The sequence below is a fragment of the Anabaena sp. FACHB-595 genome (assembly GCF_048568275.1).
In the GTDB taxonomy this organism is placed as follows: domain Bacteria; phylum Cyanobacteriota; class Cyanobacteriia; order Cyanobacteriales; family Nostocaceae; genus Trichormus.
Genome location: NZ_CP183473.1, coordinates 5,610,271 through 5,633,887, shown reverse-complemented (window position 1 = coordinate 5,633,887; position 23,617 = coordinate 5,610,271). Strand labels below are relative to the sequence as shown.

The window sequence follows — 23,617 nt, the reverse complement described above, 5'->3', positions numbered from 1 at the left end:
CAAGTGACTGAATATCATTTATTGTTTTGCTGATTTATCAGCACAGATGGTCTATTGTCTATTGCCTCAAACGCTTCGCCAGATTTAAAATCCAGAGGACTCAATGACTAACTCCAGTTTTACGAAAGGAAAAAATTCATATCACCACCAAGCGGAAGAACCGCATTTACCGACAAAAATACAGATAAAAAATGGTAGCAAGCATGAAGTTTCTAGGCAGCGAGAACCTAGAAATGATGTATCTATTACTAATGACTTAAATCGAGGTCGAGTAGCTATTTTCATCGATGGTGCTAATCTATTTCAAGCCGCTTTACAACTTGGTATTGAAATCGATTACCTCAAATTACTTTGTCGTTTAACTGCGGGTTCCAGATTATTACGGGCATTTTTCTACACCGGAGTTGATATGTCTCGACCAACTCCTACACGTCAACGTACCAATGATAAGCAACAAGGTTTTCTCTTTTGGATGCGCCGTAACGGTTATCGTGTTGTCACCAAAGAACTCCAAGTCACAGATAACAACAAAAAACCAAATTTGAACGTAGAAATTGCTGTAGACATGATCACTTTAGCACCACATTATGATACAGCCGTCTTGGTTAGCGGTGATGGTGATTTAGCATACGCAGTCAACGCAGTCAGTAGTACCGGGGTTCGTGTAGAAGTCGTCAGTTTACGAACAATGACTAACGACTGTTTAATTGATGTCGCCGACTACTTTATTGACCTCGATAGCATTAAACAATATATCCAAAAGGATTCCCATCTAGGATATGGCTATCGAACATTATCTAATTCTAATCTTTAGGATTTAAAAGTTAGAAATATACGTAGGGTGAGCAATGCCCACTAAAACCTTAATATGGTGGGCATTGCCCACCCTACTGTCTTGAATTTTGAATTGATTCATCCCTTCTACCCTCTGCTTTTCTTTGATAACCTAAAAGCTATATCTAGCTCAAGTAGAACTAAAAACATAAGTGTTAAATTAATTACTATCAGAACTCTTGCAGTTGCTGGAATAAAATAACAACCAAAGAAATTACGCTGCGTACCTTACGTCAAAATGGACATTCTAATTGTTGAGGATGAATCAGAAATTGCTCAGTTAATTCAACATTCTTTAGAAAAAGAGGGCTTTTCCTGTCGGACTAGCCGCGATGGGATCAATGCTCTACAAATGTTTCACGAACGACCACCAGATTTAATCATCCTAGACCTGATGATTCCTGGGCTGGATGGGTTGGAAGTTTGCGCGAGAATTCGCCAGAAACCTGGGGCAAAAGACCCTTATATACTAATGCTCACAGCTAAAGGTGAGGAAATAGACCGGGTAATCGGCTTGTCTACGGGTGCTGATGACTATATGGTTAAACCCTTCAGCCCTAGAGAGTTGGTGGCGCGTGTCAGGGCGCTTCTACGGCGCAGCTTACGTCAAGGGGGACAAAATCAGGTAAATCGGACTCAACACTTTATAGTAGATTTAGACCAACGAACTGCCAGTCGTCAAATAGATTCCCATCAACCAGAAGCTTTAGATTTAACCACTTTAGAATTTAATTTATTAAGCACTTTTGTCAGCAATCCTGGGCGAGTGTGGAACCGTACCCAACTAATTGACAAATTGTGGGGAGATAATTTTTTTGGTGATGAGCGTGTTGTAGATACTCATGTAGCTAGGCTCAGGAAAAAAATTGAACCTGATCCCACCAATCCCAGTTTTATTAAAACTGTTGTCGGAGTTGGCTATAAATTTGAAGACTCTCCTGTAATTTCCGCATGATTAAAAAAGGTTGGCGTTGGACAAAATCCCTACCTTTAGCATCCCGCTTGTTTGTCTCCCACTTAGTGGTGATGATAGTGGGATTAATTAGTCTTGTCATTATTAGTAAAGTTTCGTCGCCCCGCTTTTTTGTCCTGCACTTAGAAAGATTGGAAAGTGAAGGGGTGAATTTAATTAATGTTCGTGCAGATTTAGTCCAAGGGTTTGAGATAGCTTGGCGCAGCAGCACTATTTGGTCAGTCTTAGTCGGTAGCACGGCTGCGGGAGGCTTGAGTTACTGGGTTTCTAAAAGGATTATGCAGCGATTAACTGAGATGGAACAAATAACTCAACAGTTTGCTGCTGGTCATCTACAAGCGCGGCTACCTTTGTCTGACATCCCCGAACTCAATCGCTTGGGTACGAGTTTTAACCGCATGGCTGCCAGTTTGGAAGGGGTGGAAGCACGACGGCGGGAACTGATAGGTGATATGACTCATGAACTACGCACACCGTTAACAGTTGTGCGTGGTTATTTAGAAGAACTTGCCGATGGTGAAATTGAACCATCCCCAGAGGTTTATCGGCGCTTGGCGAAAGAAACTAGACGTTTAGAACGATTAGTCAACGATTTACAAGAATTATCGAAGGCAGAAGCTGGTTATTTACCTATTAGAATACAGTCTGTCAATTTATATCCTTTATTAGAGTCTTTAGTTGAAAGATTTAGCGATCAATTGTTAGAGGATGGCCCAGTATTACTTGCGGAATTGACACCCCAAATGCCTCTTGTATTAGCAGATATCGATCGCACAGAACAAATATTAGTCAACTTGCTAGGTAACGCCATCCGTTATACTACAACAGGTTCAATTACTATCCGTACATGGACAGAAAACAGGCAACTCTGGATTGCTGTGATTGATACAGGTATTGGTATTGCTTCCGAGGATATACCCCATGTATTTGAGCGTTTTTGGCGAGCTGATCAATCGCGCGATCGCCACTCCGGTGGCACAGGTATTGGCTTAACTATCACTAAACACCTAGTAGAACTACAAAGTGGCGAAATTCATCTAGATAGTGAACTAGGTATTGGCAGCACGTTCCGCTTTTGTTTGCCTTTAGCATAAGCACGAGTTCATAGATCCCCGACTTTTTAAAAAAGTCGGGGATCTGAGCGTTCCTACAACACAAAATGAACGGCTTCCATTATGATAATGGTTATCAATCTTGTGAAGTCTTATGTCAGTTGAAAATTCATCTACCGCCAAACCATTGAACCTGTTGCAACGCCCCCGTCGGTTGCGTCGGACTGCAACACTGAGGCGGATGGTGCGGGAAACTACCCTGACAGTGGATGATTTGATTTATCCGATGTTTGTCATGGAAGGAGAGGGGCAGAAAGTAGAAATTACTTCCATGCCAGGATGTTATCGCTACTCCCTAGATTTGTTGCTCAAAGAGATAGCCGAAGTATCACAGCTAGGAATTCCGGCGATCGCACTTTTCCCTGTCATCTCCGAAAATAAGAAAGATGACATCGGTGCAGAAAGCTACAACCCAGAGGGATTAGTACAGCAAACAGTCAAAGCCATTAAACAAGCAGTTCCCGATATTGTTGTGATCACTGACGTAGCCCTTGACCCCTTCACCACACATGGACACGATGGTTTAGTTGATGAAAACGGCACAATCTTAAATGACCCCACAGTGGAAATGTTAGTGAAAATGGCACTTTCCCAAGCCGCCGCCGGTACAGATTTTGTTGCCCCTTCCGACATGATGGACGGCAGAATTGGCGCAATCCGTCAAGCCTTAGATGCAGAAGGCTACATCAATGTAGGGATTTTGGCATACTCCGCTAAATACGCCTCCGCCTATTACGGCCCCTTTCGGGATGCGTTAGATTCCGCCCCCAAATTTGGCGACAAAAAAACCTATCAAATGGATGCAGCCAACGCCAGAGAAGCAATTAAAGAAGTAGAACTAGATATTGTCGAAGGTGCAGATATTGTTATGGTAAAACCTGCCCTAGCTTACCTAGATATCATTCATCAAGTCCAGCAAGCTACCCAGTTACCAGTTGCAGCCTACAACGTCAGTGGCGAATACGCCATGATCAAAGCTGCGGCTCAAATGGGTTGGATTAATGAAAAACAAGTGATTTTGGAATCTTTAACCAGCATGAAACGCGCCGGCGCAGATTTAATTCTCACCTACTTTGCCAAAGAAGTAGCACTGATGTTGCTTTAGACGTGGAGGGCAGAGGGGCAAGGGGGGCAAATAACAACTGACAACTGACAACTAACAAAATGACCAAAAAAACCGACTTAGCTATTGTTGGCGCAGGGCCTCATGCTCTAACTTTGACTACCCATCTACTGCAAAAACGGCAGTCTCTGAGGGGGAAATTTCTGGTATTTGACCCCAGTGGTAGATGGATGAGTGGCTGGAATCAGCAATTTGCAGCTTTGGAAATTCCCCATTTGCGATCGCCCGCAGTTCATCATCCAGACCCCAACCCCTTTGCTTTACGGAAATTCGCTGAATCTCGTCCTCATGAGTTATTTCCCCCCTATGATTTACCAGGGACACAATTATTCGAGGATTTTTGCCAAGATGTGGTTCGAGTTTGGCAGTTACAAGAGCGAGTCATTCCTTTAGCCGTTACCAAAATTGAACCCATTCCTCATCATCTGCGTCCCCAATTTTGCCTTAGTTTACAAGATGGGCAGAAGGTAACAGCAAGACGGGTAGTGTTGGCTACTGGTAGCGCTCAACGTCAAATCCCGACTTGGGTAAACGAGATTCAGACACCATACCCACAAGAGAGAATTTGCCACTCACAAACCATTGATTTACGAAAATTGTCGTTAATGGGGAAGAGAATTTTGATTGTGGGTGGTGGGTTAACTAGCGGACATTTGGCTGTGGGTGCGATTTCTCACGGTGCGAAGGTTCAGTTAATGATGCGGCGACAGTTAACAGAAAAGTTATTCGATGCAGAACCAGGATGGTTGGGGCCAAAGTATCTCAAAGACTTTTTTGCTCAATCTGATTGGGAACAACGCTGGACGACGATTCAGCAAGCTAGAAATGGTGGTTCCATGACTCCGGCGATCGCTACCCAAATAAGACGACAAGTCCGTAGTGGTAACATCAAAATTGACGAAAACTGTCAAATACTCAAAGCCCAATGGCTCGGCAAAAATTGGCAAGTCGAATGTAGTGATGGTAGTCACCATGAATGCGATTATATTTGGCTTTCCACAGGTACTAAATTCGATGTCACCCATGAACCCTTATTAAAAGATGTTCTCGTCGCTTACCCTATTCCCATAGTTAAAGGTTTACCAGTTTTAGATACTTGTCTACGTTGGCCTGGCTGCGAATTATTTATCATGGGCGGTTTGGCAGCTTTACAAGTAGGGCCAACAGCACGCAACTTATCAGGCGCAAGAATGGCCTGTGAAAAAATCGTCCCTGCCATAGCTAAACCAAGCATAGCTTTTTCCCCCAGCATCACCGGAGTACAAGCCAGCTGAAAGTTGAGGGGGTGTAGGGGTCAAAGAAATCATAACTTTGACGTTTTTATAGTCATTCCCAATCCGCCCCTTTTTGCGCTAACATGATAACGATTCTCATTATTTATTAATATGGTCAGTTCCTTAACCCAGTCCCAGAGAGACTTAGACCAGCACAACAGCGAGCAACTTGTGCGGATTCGTCACACCTGCGCCCACATCATGGCGATGGCAGTACAGAAGTTATTTCTAGGGACAAAAGTAGCAACTGGCCCAGTGACAGACAACGGATTTTACTACGACTTCGATTGTCCAATCAGCATCACTCCCGATGACTTGGGCAAAATTGCAGCAGAAATGCGGCGCATCATCAAAGCCAACCTGCCAATAATCCGCGAAGAGGTGCAACGAGAAGAAATCCGCACCGAAATCGCTCAGTTAAACGAACCTTACAAGTTAGAAATCTTAGACCGTATCCCCCCAGAAGAAACCATCACCCGCTACTTTATTGGTAGCCCTGACACCAGCACACCAGAATCTTCCTTGTTTGTTGCAGATGTCAAACCAGCCAGTAACTATTGGTGGGACTTGTGCGCTGGGCCGCATATTAATTTTACTGGTGAAATTGACCCCAATAGTTTCCAACTATTAAACATTGCCGGTGCATATTGGCAAGGCGATGAAAGCAAGCCCCAACTACAACGCATTTATGGCACAGCTTGGAAAACAAAGGCAGAACTAGAGGCTTACCTCAAACAAAGAGAAGAAGCTTTACGCCGCGACCATAGAAAGTTGGGTCAAGAGCTAAACTTATTTAGTATTCAAGAGGAAGCTGGCGGTGGTTTAGTTTTTTGGCATCCCAAAGGCGCGAGTATTCGTTACATCATTGAAGATTATTGGCGAAAATGTCATCTAGAATCTGGCTATCAATTACTCTACACACCTCATGTAGCCAACCTCGATTTATGGAAGACATCTGGTCATTTTGACTTCTATCAAGAGAATATGTTTGACTCAATGGAAGTGGAAAATCAGGCTTATCAAATTAAGCCTATGAATTGTCCCTTTCATGTCCTCACTTATAAACATCAATTACATTCTTATCGAGAATTACCCTTAAGATGGGCTGAATTAGGCACTGTTTATCGTTATGAACGTTCAGGGGCGCTACATGGTTTGATGAGGGTCAGAGGATTTACCCAAGATGATGCTCATATTTTTTGTTTACCTCATCAAATCGCTGATGAAATTTTAGGAGTTTTAAATCTCACTGAACATATTTTGTCAGATTTTGGTTTTAAAAATTATGAGGTTAATCTTTCAACCCGTCCCGATAAATCAGTAGGAAATAATGAAGTTTGGGAACTAGCCACATCAGCCTTAAGACAAGCCTTGGATGCTAAAGGCTGGAATTATATTGTTGATGAAGGTGGTGGTGCTTTTTATGGCCCTAAAATTGATATCAAAATTCAAGATGCTATTGGTCGTCTCTGGCAATGTTCCACTATTCAGGTAGATTTTAATTTACCTGAACGTTTCGATATGGAATATATTGCTACTGATGGTAGTCGCCAAAGACCAATTATGATTCATCGCGCGATTTTTGGTTCTTTGGAACGATTTTTCGGCATCTTAATTGAGAATTATGCAGGTGATTTTCCTTTATGGTTAGCACCAGTACAGATAAGATTATTACCTGTGAGCGACGATGTGAGAGGATATACAGAATCTGTTGCCATAGCTTTGCAAAAAGATGGATTTAGAGTCGAAATAGATATCAGTGGCGAGCGTTTAGGAAAGCAGATTCGTACAGCAGAGTTAGAAAAGATTCCCGTGGTTGGTGTCGTAGGTAAAAAAGAAGTGGAAAATCAAAATTTAAGTGTAAGAACTAGAGCAAATGGTGATTTGGGAGCGATTAATTTAAATGATCTGACAAATCACTTACGAGAAACTATAATTGCCAAGAAGTAATTTACAAATACAAAATCCTTAAGCAGATTGCTGAAGTTGAATATACGTACATAGCCACAATTATTCAACAGCGTCATTGATTTCATAGTTCACAAACATCTCATCACCCTATGAATACCCTAACCGCAGAAACAACAAACATAATTCCTGAAATTCCCAAACGAGGAATGCCAGTTACAATCATTACTGGCTTTTTAGGCAGTGGTAAAACAACTCTACTCAATCAAATTCTTAAAAATAAGCATGATTTAAAAGTTGCTGTTCTCGTCAATGAGTTCGGTGATATTAATATTGATAGCCAGTTGTTAGTGTCTGTAGACCAAGATATGCTCGAACTGAGTAATGGCTGTATATGCTGCACTATCAATGATGGTTTAGTTGATGCTGTTTATCGGGTTTTGGAACGAGAAGAACGCATCGATTATTTAGTTATTGAAACTACCGGTGTTGCTGACCCATTGCCCATTATTTTAACGTTTTTAGGTACAGAGCTTCGGGATTTGACCAATCTCGACTCAATCCTGACAGTCGTAGATGCGGAAGCCTTTGAACCAAATCATTTCGAGAGTGAAGCTGCTTTAAAACAACTTACTTATGCAGACATTATTCTTCTGAATAAAACAGACTTGGCTACTTCAGAAAAAATTCAAGCATTAGAAGACTATATCCAAACTGTCAAAGATAGTGCAAGAATCCTACATACAAAATATGGTGAAGTGGCTTTACCCTTAATTTTAGGTGTTGGTTTAACCCCAAAAGATGATTATACTGCTGATGATGCAGAAGATGCTCACGAACATAATCATGAACATCATAGCCATGAACACGACCATGACCATGACCATCATGAGCATAAACATCATCATGAACACCACTCTCATCATTTAGACAATGATGGATTTGTTTCAGTATCTTTTCAGTCTGATAGGCCGTTTGATGTTCATAAATTTGAGAATTTTCTCACAGAAGAAATGCCTCAGAATGTTTTCCGTGCTAAGGGTATTTTGTGGTTTAGTGATAGTGAGTTACGCCATATATTTCAACTGAGTGGGCCTCGTTATAACTTACACGCTGATGAATGGCATACTTTACCTAAGAACCAATTGGTTTTCATTGGTAGAAAATTAAATACTAATCAAATTTATACACAACTTAACAATTGTTTGGTATGATTAAGAAGTGTTAAGTAATCAAACAATTCAGTTAATAGATTTTTGCCAATCTCTAACTATTAACTAACTCACAATCTCTACCAACTAAACGAAATAACATGACTTTATCGATTCGTCCCGATACAGTTTCTGCTGCTCAGATGGTGTCATCTTTATCTACTCAGCAAACACCAACTGTCACAGAAGCAGAAATGGTACAGGCTGTGCGTACTTTACTAATTGGATTAGGGGAAAATCCTGACCGTGAAGGTTTGCTAGATACTCCTAAGCGAGTTGTAAAAGCTTTGCAGTTTTTGACTAAGGGATATAATGAATCCTTGGATGAACTGTTAAATGGTGCAGTATTTACAGAAGATGCCAATGAGATGGTATTGATTCGGGATATCGACATTTTCAGTTCTTGCGAACATCATATTTTACCAATTATTGGTCGCGCTCATGTTGCCTATATTCCTAACGGTAAGGTGATAGGGTTATCTAAAATTGCGCGAGTTTGTGAGATGTATGCTCGACGTTTACAAGTACAGGAACGTCTGACACTACAAATTGCTGATGCACTGCAAGGTTTACTCAAACCTCAAGGGGTAGCAGTGGTAATAGAAGCAACTCATATGTGCATGGTGATGCGCGGTGTACAAAAGCCTGGTTCTTGGACTGTTACTAGTGCAATGCGTGGTGTATTTGCGGAAGATGCTCGTACTCGTGAAGAGTTTATGAATTTGGTACGACACAATGCTAATTTTCACTAAATAACCAAAACTTAGGGAACACCAAAAGATAAATTACCCGAAATTGATTATTTGGTAGGGTGCGTCAGTATGAATGATTTCTGAGTATATTTAGGTTCTATCGCACTGACGCACGCTACATTTTGGATATTTTTTATCTGGAAGTCCCTTACATACAATAGGAGTCCAAGGTTAAAAAAGTTCTGTAATAGCGCGTCTGTCCTGAAAATTAATATCATAAATTAAGATACAGATGCGCTGCTACTGGCTAAAATTTTCATGTATTCCACAACTCTGCAACGCTAAAACTTCCTATAAAGATGAAAGATGAATGTGGAGACAAAAGATATTTTGTCTCTGTGTTCGTATCTCTGTTGAAAGATTTAGCAATTATTTCTCACATCTCTTCATCCTCTCCTTGAATTAAAGAAGTCAGTCTATCTAAAGTTTGTGTTAGTTGTGTGAGTTTTTGTAAGGAATCATCTTGAGATTCAGCGAGGCTCTGCACTGCATCACACAATGCAAAAATTTGATATCCCTGTTGCTGTAGTTGTTTTCCTTGTGCTTCTACTTGGCAACTCAGATTTTCCACTCTTTCTGCCAGACGTTCAATGGTTTCAGTAGTAGATAATACTGCTTCCCCTATTTGCTCCACAATGGACTCTAGACGACTAATTTTTACCTCGACTCCAGATGCAACCATTTCTTGACTACCCCGATTGTAAGAGAGAATTTTAGTAATTTATGGATATTAATAATTGACTAATCTAGTCGAACAAATACAGCTTTATATAAATGCTCTTTTCATACTATTGATGATTTTATTGATAGCTGCTTCTGGCAAATGGTAGAAGAATTTTTGCAACTTCAATGATAGTTGAGCTAGTTTAATTGCTTTACCTTGTATCTGTCACCTGCATTTGATCTTGGTAAGAGAATCCTTGCTTAGGGATGTCTATCTGGACTTAATTTTTATCAGATGAAGTTGAGATTTTTCACTCATACGATCGCCTGGTAACATTATTTGCGACTATAGGCATTTTTAATACATATTATTGTGTTTTAACCATCCTCCTCATGAAATATTTATTTCTCTTTATTTTAAATTTATAAAACTTCATGATCCCCAGAATGTTGATGAAGATTACGTAAATATACCGTAAAATGTCCGAGTCTTTGATGAAGATGAGTTTATATTTTGAGTGAAACTCAGTGTTCTTACCCTTTCTGTTAGGCATTCGGCTAGAAAACGTACCATGTATCAAACACAATTACAAAGCGTCTTGCAAGGTACTACTTATAAGGATTGGGAGTTCGGGCTTATGCCGCATCCCTCAGCGCAATCTAAGTTCAAACGTTGTTTAGATATTTTAGGCAGCTTAGTGGGATTGGGAATTTTAGCGATCGCATTCTTACCAATTGCGATCGCTATCAAGCTCGATAGTCCAGGCCCAATTTTCTTTTCTCAAGAGCGCTATGGTCTTCGGGGTCGTCCCTTCCACATTTGGAAGTTTCGCTCGATGGTGAATGACGCGGAGAGACTGAAAACCTTAGTAGATAACGAAGCAGACGGACTGATCTTTAAAAATAAAAACGATTTTCGTGTAACTAAAGTGGGGCGTTTATTGCGTAGCACTAGCTTAGATGAACTACCCCAATTCTGGAACGTCCTCATGGGTGACATGAGTTTAGTCGGAACACGTCCACCCACTGCTGATGAAGTAGCCAAATATAACGACCGCCACTGGCAAAGATTAAACGTCAAGCCTGGCTTAACCGGCGAATGGCAAGTTAACGGACGCTCTCATGTGAAAGACTTTGAACAGATAGTAGATTTAGATTTGCAATATCAAAATAATTGGCATCCTCTATACGACCTCCTACTGATTGGTAAAACAATTTACGTTATCGTCGCTAGAGTCGGAGCCTTCTAAAGCGATCGCTCATACTAACGATTGAGTAATCTTGGCTCTCATAAATTACCCATTACCCATTACCGAAAACTCTACCCCCTTGTGGGTAGAGTTTTTCATACTTTCTTTTGTACGTATTACCTTTTTCCAGAATTAGTTAAACGTTTTTTCCCTGATTTCTTTGGCACACCTTGAGCAGCAGAGCGAGGCTGATGCTGACTATCTTTGGGTTTTTGCTTGCGTTCATCCTGAGTTGGTTCGGGTTTAGCTTGGGAATTAGCTCCAATACCCGCTACCAATTCAAAAGGCAATCGCTTTTCAATCAGTTTTTCAATATCTGCCAACAAATGATATTCATCGGCGCTCACCAGCGATACAGCCTCACCTGATGCACCAGCGCGACCAGTGCGACCAATACGATGAACATAATCTTCTGGTACATAGGGCAAATCGAAATTGACCACATAAGGCAATTCGCTGATGTCCAGTCCTCGTGCAGCAATGTCAGTTGCTACTAAAACTTGTAAACTACCATTTTTGAACTTTGCCAGAGCGTGGGTACGCGCCGACTGGCTCTTATTACCGTGGATAGCTAGAGCTTGAATGCGCTCATGGCCTAATTGTTTAACTAGACGGTCAGCACCATACTTGGTACGAGTAAATACTAGTACTTGATACCAATTATCTTTCCGAATCAGGTGAGCCAGTAAATCTCGTTTTCTATCGCGCTCTATTTTGTAGACTTTTTGTGTCACAGTATCGGCTGTAACGTTACGGCGTGCTACTTCGATCATCTGCGGGCGATTCAGTAGACCGGCGGCGAGTTCCTTGATTTTGTCTGAGAATGTAGCGAAGAATAGCAAGTTTTGTCGCTGTTTGGGCAACAGGGAGAGGATACGACGGATATCACGAATAAAGCCCATATCCAACATCCGGTCGGCTTCATCCAGCACCAGAATCTCAATCTGTGAAAGGTTTACCGTTCCCTGCTGCACATGGTCTAGCAGTCGCCCTGGGGTAGCAACCAGAATATCTACACGACCCTTTAAACGCTGTTTTTGGGGATTAATGCTGACTCCACCAAACATCACCATTGAGTTCAGCTTCAAGTACTTGCCGTAGTCACGCACGCTTGACTCCACCTGTGCGGCGAGTTCACGAGTCGGGGTAAGAATTAGCGCCCGAATGGGTGAGGAAGCATTGGAGGCGCTTTTAAGACTATCTTGGGATAATAAATGTAGGAGGGGGAGAGTAAAGCTGGCAGTTTTCCCAGTTCCAGTTTGAGCGCCAGCTAGCAAATCTCGTCCTGATAAGACAGCAGGAATAGACTGCATCTGGATGGGTGTGGGTTTGGTGTACCCCAACTCAGTAACAGCATTGATAATTTCATTGGACAAGCCGAGATGAGAAAAAGACATAGAACTCCAGATATAACATCGGCCTGTCACCAGTAGCGGTATCAGTCTTAGGCGGACGGACAAAGGTTTGAGGGGCGGGATGGGCAGTAGCGCCAAGACTGATAGCGAATACCCCAATGGTGAATCTTAACAGAGTACAGGTTACATATAATCCAATTTCTCTAAACTTTAATATTAATAGTTGGAAATGACGATTCGATGGACTAGTAGGGGCGCGAAGATTGCACCCCGTGAGATATGTTAAAAATTACCAGCCCCTAAAAAATTGATGAAGTTACCGCAAAATACAAAACCGATCGCTATAAAAGCAAAACCTACAAAACGAACAATGGTGGATAGACTATCGCTAACTAGTCGTCTGGTGCTAGTGGCGATTGCATACTGAGTTAAACCGAAGCCTAAAGTATAGGTAAGCAGGGAGATGATATCAATCCCGTTGATAGCTTGTCCAGAAACGTAGCCTTGCAACAAACCAGCGATCGCTCCCAAGATCACTACAACCAGCCAGTTAGGTCGATAGGGCATGACTAACATAGCACCAAAGCCAATAGTAAAAATGGCGATCGCTATTTCTGCACCTGGTAAATGGAACGTCGATAAATGTGTAAGTATGCCCAGTATGGATGCTAAGACAAAAGACATGGTGATGAATGAACCATGAACAATGCCTGTTGAGATTAAGCCAATGCCTAAGATCCTTGCTAAACTGTCGAGGTGCAGCACCGGATCAGCCACACCCCATAAAAAACCATCCCAGCCATTAGTTATTTGATGATGCAGAGATAATCCACTTACAGAGCTTAATAAACTAATTAGTATTAAAGCTGCGATCGCTCCCAGGTGACGATGCTGTAACTTTCTGACAGCAGTAGGTATGGATGTAGTTAACATAAAGATGCACAAGTAGTTTTTTGATACCTTATACTTCCCTGGCAATCAAAACAACTAACATCTCATGGGAAACAGGGGTACAGACGTTGTATATAAAGTCTCTTCTGTTAACACCTGACAACTGAAACTGGATTCTTATATAGAAGACTTGAGGCGAGTTGGGATGTAAATGATAAACTCAGTCCCTTCATTGGGAGCAGAAACACACTTTAGGGTTCCACCATGCTTATCTATAATTTGATAGCTAATTGACATCCCTAGACCCGTGCCTGAACCAATAGGTTTAGTTGTGAAGAAAGGATCAAAAATTTTATTTCTTATCTCCTCCGTCATACCACAACCGTTATCAGAAATCTGAATCATCACTTGATCGCTATCTAGAGCCTCAGTCTGAATCCGAATTAGCGGATTGTTCACTGATTCCTTTGCTGCTTCAATAGCATTGGTCAGGATATTCATAAATACTTGATTCAGTTGCCCAGGATAGCACTCGACTAGAGGTAAGTTATTGTATTCTCTAACGACTTCAATATCTGGATGTTTGCCCTGACCTTTTAAGCGGTTTTTTAGGAGCAATATTGTATTATCAATACCTTCATGAATATCTACTTGTTTAATTTCCGCTTCATCCAAGCGAGAAAAATTGCGTAAAGATAAAACTATTTCCCGAATGCGCTCGGCTCCATTCTTGATAGAGGCTAAAATTTTTGCAAAATCATTTTGTACAAAATCAAGATCAATTTCTTGTGTATAAGCTGCAATTTCCCAAGCAGGTTCAGGATAGCATTGCTGATAAAGAATAATTAGTTGCCACAAATCTTTGGTATATTCATAGATGAAATGAATATTACCGTAGATAAAATTAACTGGGTTATTAATTTCATGGGCAATACCCGCAACTAATTGACCCAAAGAAGACATTTTTTCTGTTTGAATCAGTTGGACTTGAGCGTTAGCCAAATCGTTCAAAGCGACTTGCAGTTTTTCTGCCTGGTCTTTAGCTTTAGCAGCTGTAGCCAAAGATGCCAACATACTTTGCTGTAACTGATTGGTGCGTTCCTCAACTCTATTTTCTAAGTCTGCTTTAATTTGTAAAAGAGCTGCTTCTGCTGTTTTGCGCTCGATGATTTCGATTTTGAGTTGGTTGTTAGCAGCTTCTAATTGTGCGGGACTAGGTAAAGCTAATAATTGAGGAACTATGGGTACAAGGACAATGGCTGTATATATAGAAATAAAAGCGGTGATTGCCTTCATGAAACCAGACAACCAATAGGTTGGATGCCAAAGTGTCCAGATTTCCATCACATGGGACGTAGCACAAGAGATAATGAACGCCCCAAATAGTAGGAATATCCATTTAAAAGGCAAATCTTGTCGCTTACGCACAAAATAAATCAGAGTGATGGGGATGGAATAATAGGCAACAGCGATGAGAAAATCTGAAAGTAAATGTAACCAAACTAATCCAGGCTGCCACAGGTAGCAATGGCCGTGGGGGATAAATAAATTATCTGCAAAAATATTATGTATAAATTCTAACATTAAATACTGCCAAAGTATACTTCACTACGATAATTTACATGGCAAGTATAAAATTTTGTAAATAAAGATGCTACAGAGAAATTACTAACTTAGTAATTCTGCCACCTGATGCTGGCTCCACAATTTCCGGTAAAGACCTGCTTGCTGCAAGAGTTCCAAGTGATTACCCACCTGGACAATTTGCCCTTTATCCATGACAAAAATCCGGTCTGCTGCTGCCGCCGCCGAAAGTTGATGAGTGATAAAAACTACAGTCTTACGTTCAGTACCACTAGATAGATTATTGAGAATTTGTGTAGCTGTTTGATTATCCACACTAGAGAGGGCATCATCCAAGATTAAGACTGGAGCATTAACTAACATTGCTCTAGCTAGTGCAGTACGTTGTCTTTGACCGCCAGAAAGGGTAATACCACGTTCTCCCACGATAGTTTCATACTGTTGGGGAAAATTAATAATTTCGGGATGGATTTGAGCTAGTTTAGCAACATACTCTACATTTTCTGGGGGACTGACAGGATCGCTATAGCGGATATTATTTTTAATTGTGGTACTAAATAAAAAGCTATCTTGAGGAACATAAGCGATCGCACTACGTAAATCGGCCAAAGCTATCTGAGTAATATCCTGCCCATCTAAAAACAATTGTCCTGGAGCAACTTCCAACAATCTGGGCAAGGCATTAGCTAAGGTAGACTTACCAGAACCGATTGCTCCTACAATCGCCACAGTTTCCCCAGGAGCAATAGTAAAGTTAACTTTGTTCAAAGCTGGGTTTTCAACACCCGGATAAGTGTAACTGAGATTCTTGGCGGTTAATTCCCCTTTTACCTCACCTAATTCTAAATGTATGGCTGCATCAGCATCTTGAATTTTAGCTTCTACGCTGAGGATAGCTTCCAAACGATCTACACTCACCTCACCCCGTTGGTAAGCAGAAATCGTAAAACCTAATAGCGCTGTGGGAAAGACTAGACGTTCTATGTATATGAGAAGCGCCAAAAAATCGCCAACAGCTAAGGTTCCCTCCGCAATTCGTGATGTTCCCAACCAAATAACTATTAGTGAACTCAGACTGGCTAAACCCCCAATTAGAGGAAACAGAATATTACGACTTTTGGCTAGTTCCAAGTTAACCCCTAATAACTTTTGATTTTGTTGGGCAAAAGCGCGCCGCTCGTTTTCTTCTTGGGCGTAAATTTTAATTAAAGCGATGCCACTAATATCTTCTTGAATCAGCTCACTAATGTCAGAGAGTTGTTCTTGTACTTTTGCCTGTTCTTGACGTAAACGATTGCTAAATAAATTAACTAAAACAAACATAAAGGGATAGACTGCCAAAGCTGCGAGTGTCAAATCGACACTAATTCTTAGCATGACAGGTAAGGTAAGAACGTAAGCAAATAGGGTGTTGGCCAAACTTAAGACCGCAAAACCTAATAAGCGCCTGACATTATCGACATCACTAGTCGCTCTGCTAATTAAATCACCAATTGTATTGGTAGCAAAATAAGCTGGTTCTAGCTTGAGTAAATGTTCAAAAATCCGTTGTTTAAGGTCAAATTCTACTTGTCTACCCACTCCAAATAACCAAATCCGCGAAGCCATACGGATGAGCAACATGGCAGAACTAAGCAAGATAATAATTACTACGTAACGTAATATTTGATTCCAGCTAAAGTTGGTAGCAAGTAGTTCAACACAACCCCTAATTAACCAAGGGATATAAACACCCAGCCCATTGACAGACAACAAAGCCAGGATGCCCAATGCTGCTTCCCGCCAATGGGGACGCAGATAAGCAGCAAGTTTAGTAATTCGTCGAGATTTTGTCATGAATTGGGGGACTGGGGTTTGGTGACTGGGCTTCCGCCGTGAGCGTCAGCCGAACGGGACTGGGAATTGGGGACTAGTGAGTGGAGAATGTTGAGTGGAGAGTGCCGAGTAAAATTTCTTCACCTCTGCTCCCCTGCTCCCCTGCTCCCCTGCTCCTCTACTTTTTTCTAGTCCCTAGCCCCTGTTCTCTTTTTCAAGATACTTATTTTACCCTTATGTCTGGCGACCACGTAAGAAAAAGTAAACTTGATTGAGGTAGCTTTCCCAGACTTGTGTTGTCAGTTGCAGTGTTGCAGCACTGGGTACAAAGTCTTCCAGGCGTAGCCCTCGTTCCTGGATTTGTTGAGGATTTTGCAACAAATAGGGGGGAATTTGGCTATTTAAAGGGTTGAAAGCTATGGTTGCCCGTCCTAGTTCTGGGCTAGGTAAAATAGTGTCCCCCAAGATATCGGAAACTGGTGTTTGGTTGGCTGGTTGTGCCAATGCTACCAATGTTTCTGATGGGGCAGATGACATGAGTTGATAACTGGGAATCATTGCGCCCGTTGCCAATGGCGCTCTAATTAAGAAGTAGGCGATCGCTGGCGTACTTGCAAACAGCAAAATAGTCAATGCCCAGCCTACGAGATATCCTCCGGGTTTATCGATGCCACCACCCTTGATTTTTTGGGCAGCAAACATCATCATCAAAACCGATGCTCCTAAAGGCTTAAGTGGAAAGGATATTAACCGCCACAAAGATGCCACAGCTGGTTCGTTGGGATTAATGAACGACAAAGCTATGACTATCAACACAATCACTAAGACTAATCTGCCAGCAAAAGTGCCGGAAGGATAAAATCGCTGGAACAGTGAGTATACGATAGTACCAATCAGTAACCACAGCAGTACCCGGCTTAACAGTAAAAACATAGATTTACTCTCAAATCTCCTTTTGCAGTGAGCCTAGAGGTTTTGCGAAGTGGATTTATTTTAGCCTCAACTGTAATTGCAGCATTTGACATAAAATACTTCAACCCTCACACAAAAGACCACCGTCGTAGTGATTTTAGTGCAATTTTTCCACACTGGGTCTAATATTTATAATTTTCCAGATTATTAATACTCTGGGGGTTGGGAATTGGGTACTCACCACTCATTACTCAGCACAGTACTTTCTACCTTTCTTGCTAAATTAATTGAGTAGTTGTCAACTCAAAAGGAAAAACTATGTCGCCTGGAAAGCCCAGCATTTTGGTAACGGGGGGAGCAGGATATATTGGTTCGCACACTGTCCTGGCTCTCAAGCAAGCAGGTTATGACGTGGTGATACTAGATAATTTGGTCTATGGACATCGTGATTTAGTAGAAAAAGTTTTACAAGTTGAATTGGTGGTGGGTGATACAGGCGATCGCCCTTTATTAGATGAGTTATTTAAATCACGCCATTTTGATGCAGTAATGCACTTTTCCGCTTACGCTTATGTAGGCGAATCTGTGAGTGATCCTGCCAAATACTATCGCAATAATGTTTTAGGCACATTGACGTTATTAGAAGCGATGCTGGCTGCTTCAATTAATAAGTTTGTCTTTTCTTCCACTTGTGCCACTTATGGAGTGCCAAAAACTGTTCCTATTCCCGAAGATCATCCCCAAAACCCCATTAATCCTTATGGTGCTACTAAGTTAATGGTGGAAAGGATACTGGCGGATTTTGATGTGGCTTATGGTTTGAAATCAGTCCGTTTCCGTTACTTTAATGCGGCTGGTGCTAATCCTGATGGGTTGCTAGGTGAGGATCACAACCCCGAAACTCATTTAATTCCTTTAGTACTACTAACAGCCTTAGGCAAACGTAAATTTATTTCCATTTTCGGAACTGATTACCCCACACCCGATGGCACTTGTATTCGGGATTATATTCACGTTAACGACTTAGCCGATGCCCACGTTTTGGGATTGAAATATTTATTAAAAGGTGGAGATAGCGAAGTTTTTAATTTGGGTAATGGCCAAGGTTTCTCAGTCAGAGAAGTAATTGCGGCTGGTGAACAAGTCACAGGATTACCCATAACCGTTGAAGAATGCGATCGCCGTCCTGGAGATCCCCCAAGTCTCATTGGTAGTGGTGAGAAAGCCAGAAAAATTCTTGGCTGGCAACCCCAATACTCATCAATCAAAGATATCGTTTCCCATGCCTGGCAATGGCATCAGAAGCGCCATCAATAGCAATTCAAAATTCAAAATTCAAAATTACTAGATCCCCGACTTCTTCAAGAAGTCGGGGATCTAGGGCTTGTTTTTATTTCGCCAAATAGCCAATACTATACCCAAGACAGCTAAAATCGGCAGTGCGATCGCCCAAGGTGGTATGGAGTTGGATTCAGCTGCTAAATCAACTGAATTGTCATTATTGACATTTTGAGTTTTTTGTGTATTTACTGCATTGCCACCGGCTACTGTCACTTCAAATGTAAATTCAAATGGTTTGAAGTTTGCCCCAGTTGCGGGTTTACCACTTAGCTGTAGTTGATAAATTCCGGGTTTGGGAAAGGTAATATCTGCACCTGGGATGCCTTGATAGCGTTCAGCATTCACTGGTTTGAGGGATGGTTCCAGTAGTGCCGGTTCTCCTGGTGTGTGGGGTTCGGCGTAAATAACTAACTGACAATTACATTGCTGGAGGGGTAATATTGTGCCACCTTTGCGGGTGAGGGCAAACCAAGCTTGTGTCGGTTCACCTGCACGAGGATTATCGTTGGGTTCAATGTGCAGCGTCCCGCCAATATCTGATGATATCTGCACCTTATGGGCTGTGGCTGGGTGAATATTGGTGATAGATAGAGTTAAACAACTGAGAAATAGTATGAGGTATTTATTAACTCTAAGATTTGCTGTTGATGCGGGGACTTTGAATTGATAATACACTAGGTGTTTTTCTTTGGTTGCTTTAGCGTGATTTGGTAGGGGGAACATAAAACTTCTTTACGGCTAACTTTGACCAAAAAAAGTGCGAGCGAACGAGCAACACGCTAAGAGTTATTATTCCTAACAGCACTGTTGCTATCATATTCCCCCACGTTGACTGTAGAGAACCCAAATAGTGGGAACCAATCAACACCGCATGAATCGCACTCAAAAGCAAAGCTGGTACACTCAATAAATGAATCTGTCGCCAGTACTTGCCTAAGGATTTTTGCCATGATTCCCAACTTGTGAAAGCTGCGGGGGTCATTAATATCAATGCTACAGCACCAGCAGCCATGCCTATTTGAAATTGTGGCGGTAAAAAGAAAAAGGCGGCAAAATTCCAGTCTAATGAATGTTGAATCATGTGGGTGGTATGCACCACAGACAACACAAATGCCCCTACCCCCAAAGCGCGACGATAATTTAAAGGTGATGCCCAGAGTTTGCTGATGGGGCGAGCAATCAAAGCTAGAATCAAGCACAGTAAGGCTGCGTGTCCGGTGTAATCTACCATTGTGTCACCAGTCCGTAGCAAAGTAATTGTCCCAATAGTTAGGGTAATCCAACCACCTAAACGAAATAATTGACTGCGCCTATCTTGACTCACCAAGGAAGTAGACACGCCTACACCTAACATAGTGGGGAGTGTCCCCAAGCCAAAAGCCAGCATAGTAGCTCCACCCATCCATAAACTACCAGTTTCCGCCGCCTTAATCTGAGCAGCGTACAGAAAGCCACAGGGCATCAAACCCCAAGTCATGCCCAAAAGTGTGGGTGTCCACCAACGCGGTTGTAAAGAAAGTTTGACCATTCCCGCACTTAGGCGGTTGTGTAAGTTGCCTTTTAAGAGGGGATGCAATAAAGGAATGTGGGGTAGTAAATTTGGTGCTAGCTGTCCTAAGCCAAACCAAATCAACATCACACCTGTAATAATTGCCATGACACGGCGGAAGTCGCTACCTACACCCGCTAACTGTCCGCCTTGCAATAATACAGAACCGACTCCCCTAAGGCCAGCACCAACAAGGGCATAACTCAACATTCGCCCCAAGTTGAGCAGAAAATGAAACTTTAATTGCTGCTGCCAAGTCGGATTAGTTTTTGTAGGTGATGTCTGTTTCTGAGAATCTTTTTCAGAAGTGGTGTGTTGATGAGATAGAGAAAATGCTACTGTTAACGGCCCACACATCCCAAAACAATGCCCAAAACTGCCCAAGAACCCCAGGATAGTGATGAGTGATAAATCTAGCATAAAAGAAGTCCTGAGGCAGTTTTTTAGTAAAGGTGGGGAGTAGGAAGTGGGGAAAGAGTTATTTTGCTAAAAATTTTTATCTCTTGCAAAGTTTGCTCAACAGAATACTAGGGCAAAACATTAGGTCATATTGGTCACTTTGTCAAAAGACGAACTGTCAAACTTATGTATTCTCATGATGAAAAAACGGATTTGGTTGACATTGTTGATACTGGTGATAGTTGTGATTGTGGGTAGTAGGAGTAGCGCTTTTTTTGAACAGCGTTCTTCGCCTGAAATGGTTGAGATTGTTCCAGTACAAACGCCGCCGCCACAACCAGAGCCTCAGGAAGTAAAGAATGAGTTACAAATATCTGTTGATAAGTTATTAGCTCATATTCAAAAGTTAAATTTTCAACGTTATACAAAAACAGAGCGATCGCGCACTCGGACATATATCATTAATGAACTGCGAAAATCTGGCTGGACACCGAAACTGGAAAAGTTCTCTGGTGGTGTCAATGTGTTTGCTGAACGTCCAGGGACTGACACCACAGGCGACGCGATTTTAGTAGCAGCTCATTATGACACTGTAGCTGGTTCCCCTGGTGCGGATGATAACGCCAGTGGTGTGGCTGTAATCTTGGAAATCGCCAGACTGTTCGCTTCCCATTCCACACCCCGGACTTTGCAGTTAGCTTTTTTTGACCTTGAGGAAGCCGGACTAGTTGGTAGTAAAGCTTTTGTCACCAATACTCAACGTCTGGAAAAACTCCGGGGTGTGATAGTGATGGATATGGTTGGTTACGCTTGTTACACCGCCGGCTGTCAGCAATATCCACCGGGATTACCTGTTACCCCACCCAGCGACAAGGGTGATTTTTTAGTAGCCGTCGGCGATATCGAAAATTTGTCTTTACTCAAAGCTTTTAATCATGCAGATACAAAAAATCTACCCAGTGTCTTAACTATACCGATTCCTCTGAAAGGTATACTCACGCCTGATACACTGCGTAGTGATCATGCTCCATTTTGGTATCAGGGAGTAGGTGCAGTATTAGTCACCGATACAGCTAATTTGCGTACACCTCATTATCATCAACCTACTGATACACCCAGCAATATTGAACGAGCATTTTTTGTTGGTGCAGCGCAAATTGTAGTCAATGCAGTTAATACTTTGATCAATAGTCAATAGTTATTGGTCAATGTTAACTTTTCTCTATGCCAGGGTAATTACATACACTTCTTGGGAAGGATGCAGTATAAAGTGACAGGACTAAACAAAGTCAATCAATAATGATTTGCTTAGTCTGTTTTTTGCATCATATATTTGGAGATTATAGTAAATATGCTGAGTGTCTATAAACCCAGTGCTACGCTTTCCGTTGCAGCTGCGATCGCCTTATTATGTACAAGCTGTGGTGAAAGTAAGGTTGCTCAATGTAATAAAGTTATAAAAATTGCTAATGAAGCAGCTTTATTAGGTCAGCAATATGGTAAAGATCCCAAATCAGCTAAAGGTTCTCAAGGCTTAACTGAATTTGCTAGTAAAATAGACCAAGTAACCACAGAAATGAAAGGTTTGGCAATCAAAGATGAACAGTTGCAAGGCTTCCAGGGGCGATTTATCAAACTCTATGAAGATATTAGTAAGGGTTTGAATGAAGCTGCAACAGCCATAAATCAAAAGAATATTAAACAGGCAAATCGATTTTTAGTAACCTTGCAAAAGAGTAGTCTTGAAGAAGGTGTCATAGTGAAAGAAATTAACGGCTACTGCTCTGGTAAGTAAAAATATACTTCTCATGAATTTTTTATTTTGATGTGAGCGAACAGTTTGCTGGTAGCTTATTAAAACTAGGACTGAAGCAGGAAAATGAAAATCAAGGGTTTCGGCTAAGAGTATAAGTGTTCACAACTCTTACTCCCCTACACCCTTGCACAGCTAAAAATCTTGTTGAGCCAGTCCTCAAAACATCGGCGAACATAAAAACAGCATGGGTGGCAGATTCATTGTATTTGAAGGGGTTGAAGGTTGCGGCAAAACTAGCCAAATGCAGCTTTGTGCAGAGTGGTTGCAAAGTTTGGGGATTTCTGTGGTTCTCACCCGTGAACCAGGAGGAACAGAATTAGGTTTAGATTTGCGGCGCTTGTTGTTACAGAAGGCGGAAGATAAGCCAATCGCTGAGGTGACGGAGTTATTATTATATGCTGCCGATCGCGCACAACACGTTGCCCAAGAACTCAAACCTAAGTTAGCTCAGGGTAAGTATATATTATGCGATCGCTATGTTGACTCTACCATTGCCTACCAAGGTTACGGTCGCAATTTGGATATGAATCTCATCCATCAGTTAAATGACATCGCCACTGGTGGATTAACCAGTGACATCACCATCTGGCTAGATGTGGATGTTGAAGTCGGATTAGCTCGTAAACGGGGGGACAATGTAGGACTAGACCGAATTGAACAAGAAACCATCGCTTTCCATCGTCGTGTACAGCAAGGCTATGCAGACTTAGCCGCATCCTCTCCGAAGCGAATTATCAGAGTTGATGGTCAATTGAGTAAAGAAACTGTACATAAAACCATTCAGGAAATTCTTAGCGTACATCTCAAGCAATGGCTGTAGTCAGTCGTTTGATAATTTTGTCATCGAAAAATCAT

The 23,617-nt window shown here is 41.7% G+C and carries 21 protein-coding genes; 13 read left to right on the top strand and 8 right to left on the bottom strand.

The window, feature by feature from the left end; genetic code table 11:
- Window positions 1-103: 103 nt before the first annotated feature.
- The 8 genes from ACN222_RS23650 (at window position 104) to folE (ending at window position 9,187) form a co-directional block, all read left to right on the top strand.
- Window positions 104-814, top strand: coding sequence for an NYN domain-containing protein (locus ACN222_RS23650; RefSeq protein ID WP_010998860.1), 711 nt, complete (start codon window positions 104-106; stop codon window positions 812-814).
- Between the two features lie 258 nt (window positions 815-1,072).
- Window positions 1,073-1,789: a response regulator transcription factor gene (locus ACN222_RS23645; RefSeq protein ID WP_010998858.1), complete on the top strand. Its 717-nt coding sequence runs from the start codon at window positions 1,073-1,075 to the stop codon at window positions 1,787-1,789.
- Complete coding sequence (locus tag ACN222_RS23640; RefSeq protein ID WP_010998857.1) at window positions 1,786-2,901, top strand: sensor histidine kinase; 1,116 nt, start codon at window positions 1,786-1,788, stop codon at window positions 2,899-2,901. Before ACN222_RS23645 ends, ACN222_RS23640 begins: the two co-directional genes overlap by 4 nt.
- 112 nt (window positions 2,902-3,013) lie before the next feature.
- Window positions 3,014-4,024: a porphobilinogen synthase gene (gene hemB / locus ACN222_RS23635; protein WP_010998856.1), complete on the top strand. Its 1,011-nt coding sequence runs from the start codon at window positions 3,014-3,016 to the stop codon at window positions 4,022-4,024.
- Window positions 4,025-4,083: 59 nt separating this feature from the next.
- Entirely contained in the window at window positions 4,084-5,316 is a 1,233-nt protein-coding gene (locus tag ACN222_RS23630) for an FAD/NAD(P)-binding protein (protein ID WP_010998855.1), read from the top strand.
- A 111-nt stretch (window positions 5,317-5,427) separates the two neighbouring features.
- Window positions 5,428-7,266: a threonine--tRNA ligase gene (gene thrS, locus ACN222_RS23625; RefSeq protein WP_010998854.1), complete on the top strand. Its 1,839-nt coding sequence runs from the start codon at window positions 5,428-5,430 to the stop codon at window positions 7,264-7,266.
- 110 nt (window positions 7,267-7,376) lie between these two features.
- On the top strand, window positions 7,377-8,438 hold the full coding sequence (locus ACN222_RS23620) for a CobW family GTP-binding protein (RefSeq protein WP_010998853.1): 1,062 nt from the start codon (window positions 7,377-7,379) through the stop codon (window positions 8,436-8,438).
- 98 nt (window positions 8,439-8,536) lie between these two features.
- Window positions 8,537-9,187, top strand: a complete 651-nt coding sequence (folE, locus tag ACN222_RS23615) for a GTP cyclohydrolase I FolE (protein WP_010998852.1) — start codon at window positions 8,537-8,539, stop codon at window positions 9,185-9,187.
- Between the two features lie 376 nt (window positions 9,188-9,563).
- Here folE and ACN222_RS23610 read toward each other — a convergent pair whose 3' ends face one another.
- The gene (locus tag ACN222_RS23610) at window positions 9,564-9,869 is read right to left on the bottom strand and encodes a hypothetical protein (protein ID WP_010998851.1); all 306 of its coding nucleotides are present in this window, start codon (window positions 9,867-9,869) and stop codon (window positions 9,564-9,566) included.
- Between the two features lie 553 nt (window positions 9,870-10,422).
- Between ACN222_RS23610 and ACN222_RS23605 the strand changes: the two genes are divergently transcribed.
- Window positions 10,423-11,100 (top strand): sugar transferase, encoded by a 678-nt coding sequence (locus ACN222_RS23605; protein ID WP_044522314.1) that lies wholly within the window; start codon window positions 10,423-10,425, stop codon window positions 11,098-11,100.
- 116 nt (window positions 11,101-11,216) lie between these two features.
- On the opposite strand, the gene ACN222_RS23600 is transcribed toward ACN222_RS23605, so the two are convergent.
- The 5 genes from ACN222_RS23600 to ACN222_RS23580 all read right to left on the bottom strand — a co-directional run bounded on the left by ACN222_RS23600 (window position 11,217) and on the right by ACN222_RS23580 (window position 17,678).
- Window positions 11,217-12,497: a DEAD/DEAH box helicase gene (locus tag ACN222_RS23600; protein ID WP_010998849.1), complete on the bottom strand. Its 1,281-nt coding sequence runs from the start codon at window positions 12,495-12,497 to the stop codon at window positions 11,217-11,219.
- Window positions 12,498-12,737: 240 nt separating this feature from the next.
- A complete protein-coding gene (locus ACN222_RS23595) occupies window positions 12,738-13,388 on the bottom strand; it encodes a HupE/UreJ family protein (protein WP_010998848.1) in 651 nt (216 codons plus the stop codon).
- Between the two features lie 135 nt (window positions 13,389-13,523).
- Window positions 13,524-14,930, bottom strand: coding sequence for a sensor histidine kinase (locus ACN222_RS23590; protein WP_010998847.1), 1,407 nt, complete (start codon window positions 14,928-14,930; stop codon window positions 13,524-13,526).
- A gap of 84 nt (window positions 14,931-15,014) precedes the next feature.
- Window positions 15,015-16,766 (bottom strand): ABC transporter ATP-binding protein, encoded by a 1,752-nt coding sequence (locus ACN222_RS23585; protein WP_010998846.1) that lies wholly within the window; start codon window positions 16,764-16,766, stop codon window positions 15,015-15,017.
- 213 nt (window positions 16,767-16,979) lie between these two features.
- Complete coding sequence (locus ACN222_RS23580) at window positions 16,980-17,678, bottom strand: hypothetical protein (RefSeq protein WP_010998845.1); 699 nt, start codon at window positions 17,676-17,678, stop codon at window positions 16,980-16,982.
- A 297-nt stretch (window positions 17,679-17,975) separates the two neighbouring features.
- Between ACN222_RS23580 and galE the strand changes: the two genes are divergently transcribed.
- A complete protein-coding gene (galE, locus tag ACN222_RS23575; RefSeq protein WP_010998844.1) occupies window positions 17,976-18,974 on the top strand; it encodes a UDP-glucose 4-epimerase GalE in 999 nt (332 codons plus the stop codon).
- Between the two features lie 60 nt (window positions 18,975-19,034).
- Here galE and ACN222_RS23570 read toward each other — a convergent pair whose 3' ends face one another.
- Together ACN222_RS23570 and ACN222_RS23565 are read right to left on the bottom strand one after the other, a co-directional pair.
- A complete protein-coding gene (locus ACN222_RS23570) occupies window positions 19,035-19,721 on the bottom strand; it encodes a hypothetical protein (protein WP_010998843.1) in 687 nt (228 codons plus the stop codon).
- Window positions 19,696-20,967, bottom strand: coding sequence for a sulfite exporter TauE/SafE family protein (locus ACN222_RS23565; protein ID WP_010998842.1), 1,272 nt, complete (start codon window positions 20,965-20,967; stop codon window positions 19,696-19,698). Before ACN222_RS23565 ends, ACN222_RS23570 begins: the two co-directional genes overlap by 26 nt.
- A 178-nt stretch (window positions 20,968-21,145) precedes the next feature.
- On the opposite strand from ACN222_RS23565, the gene ACN222_RS23560 reads away from it, so the two are divergent.
- The 3 genes from ACN222_RS23560 (at window position 21,146) to tmk (ending at window position 23,582) form a co-directional block, all read left to right on the top strand.
- Complete coding sequence (locus ACN222_RS23560; RefSeq protein WP_044522310.1) at window positions 21,146-22,144, top strand: M28 family peptidase; 999 nt, start codon at window positions 21,146-21,148, stop codon at window positions 22,142-22,144.
- Window positions 22,145-22,297: 153 nt separating this feature from the next.
- Window positions 22,298-22,741, top strand: coding sequence for a hypothetical protein (locus tag ACN222_RS23555; RefSeq protein WP_010998840.1), 444 nt, complete (start codon window positions 22,298-22,300; stop codon window positions 22,739-22,741).
- Window positions 22,742-22,946: 205 nt separating this feature from the next.
- Window positions 22,947-23,582, top strand: coding sequence for a dTMP kinase (gene tmk, locus ACN222_RS23550; RefSeq protein WP_010998839.1), 636 nt, complete (start codon window positions 22,947-22,949; stop codon window positions 23,580-23,582).
- Window positions 23,583-23,617 lie beyond the last annotated feature (35 nt).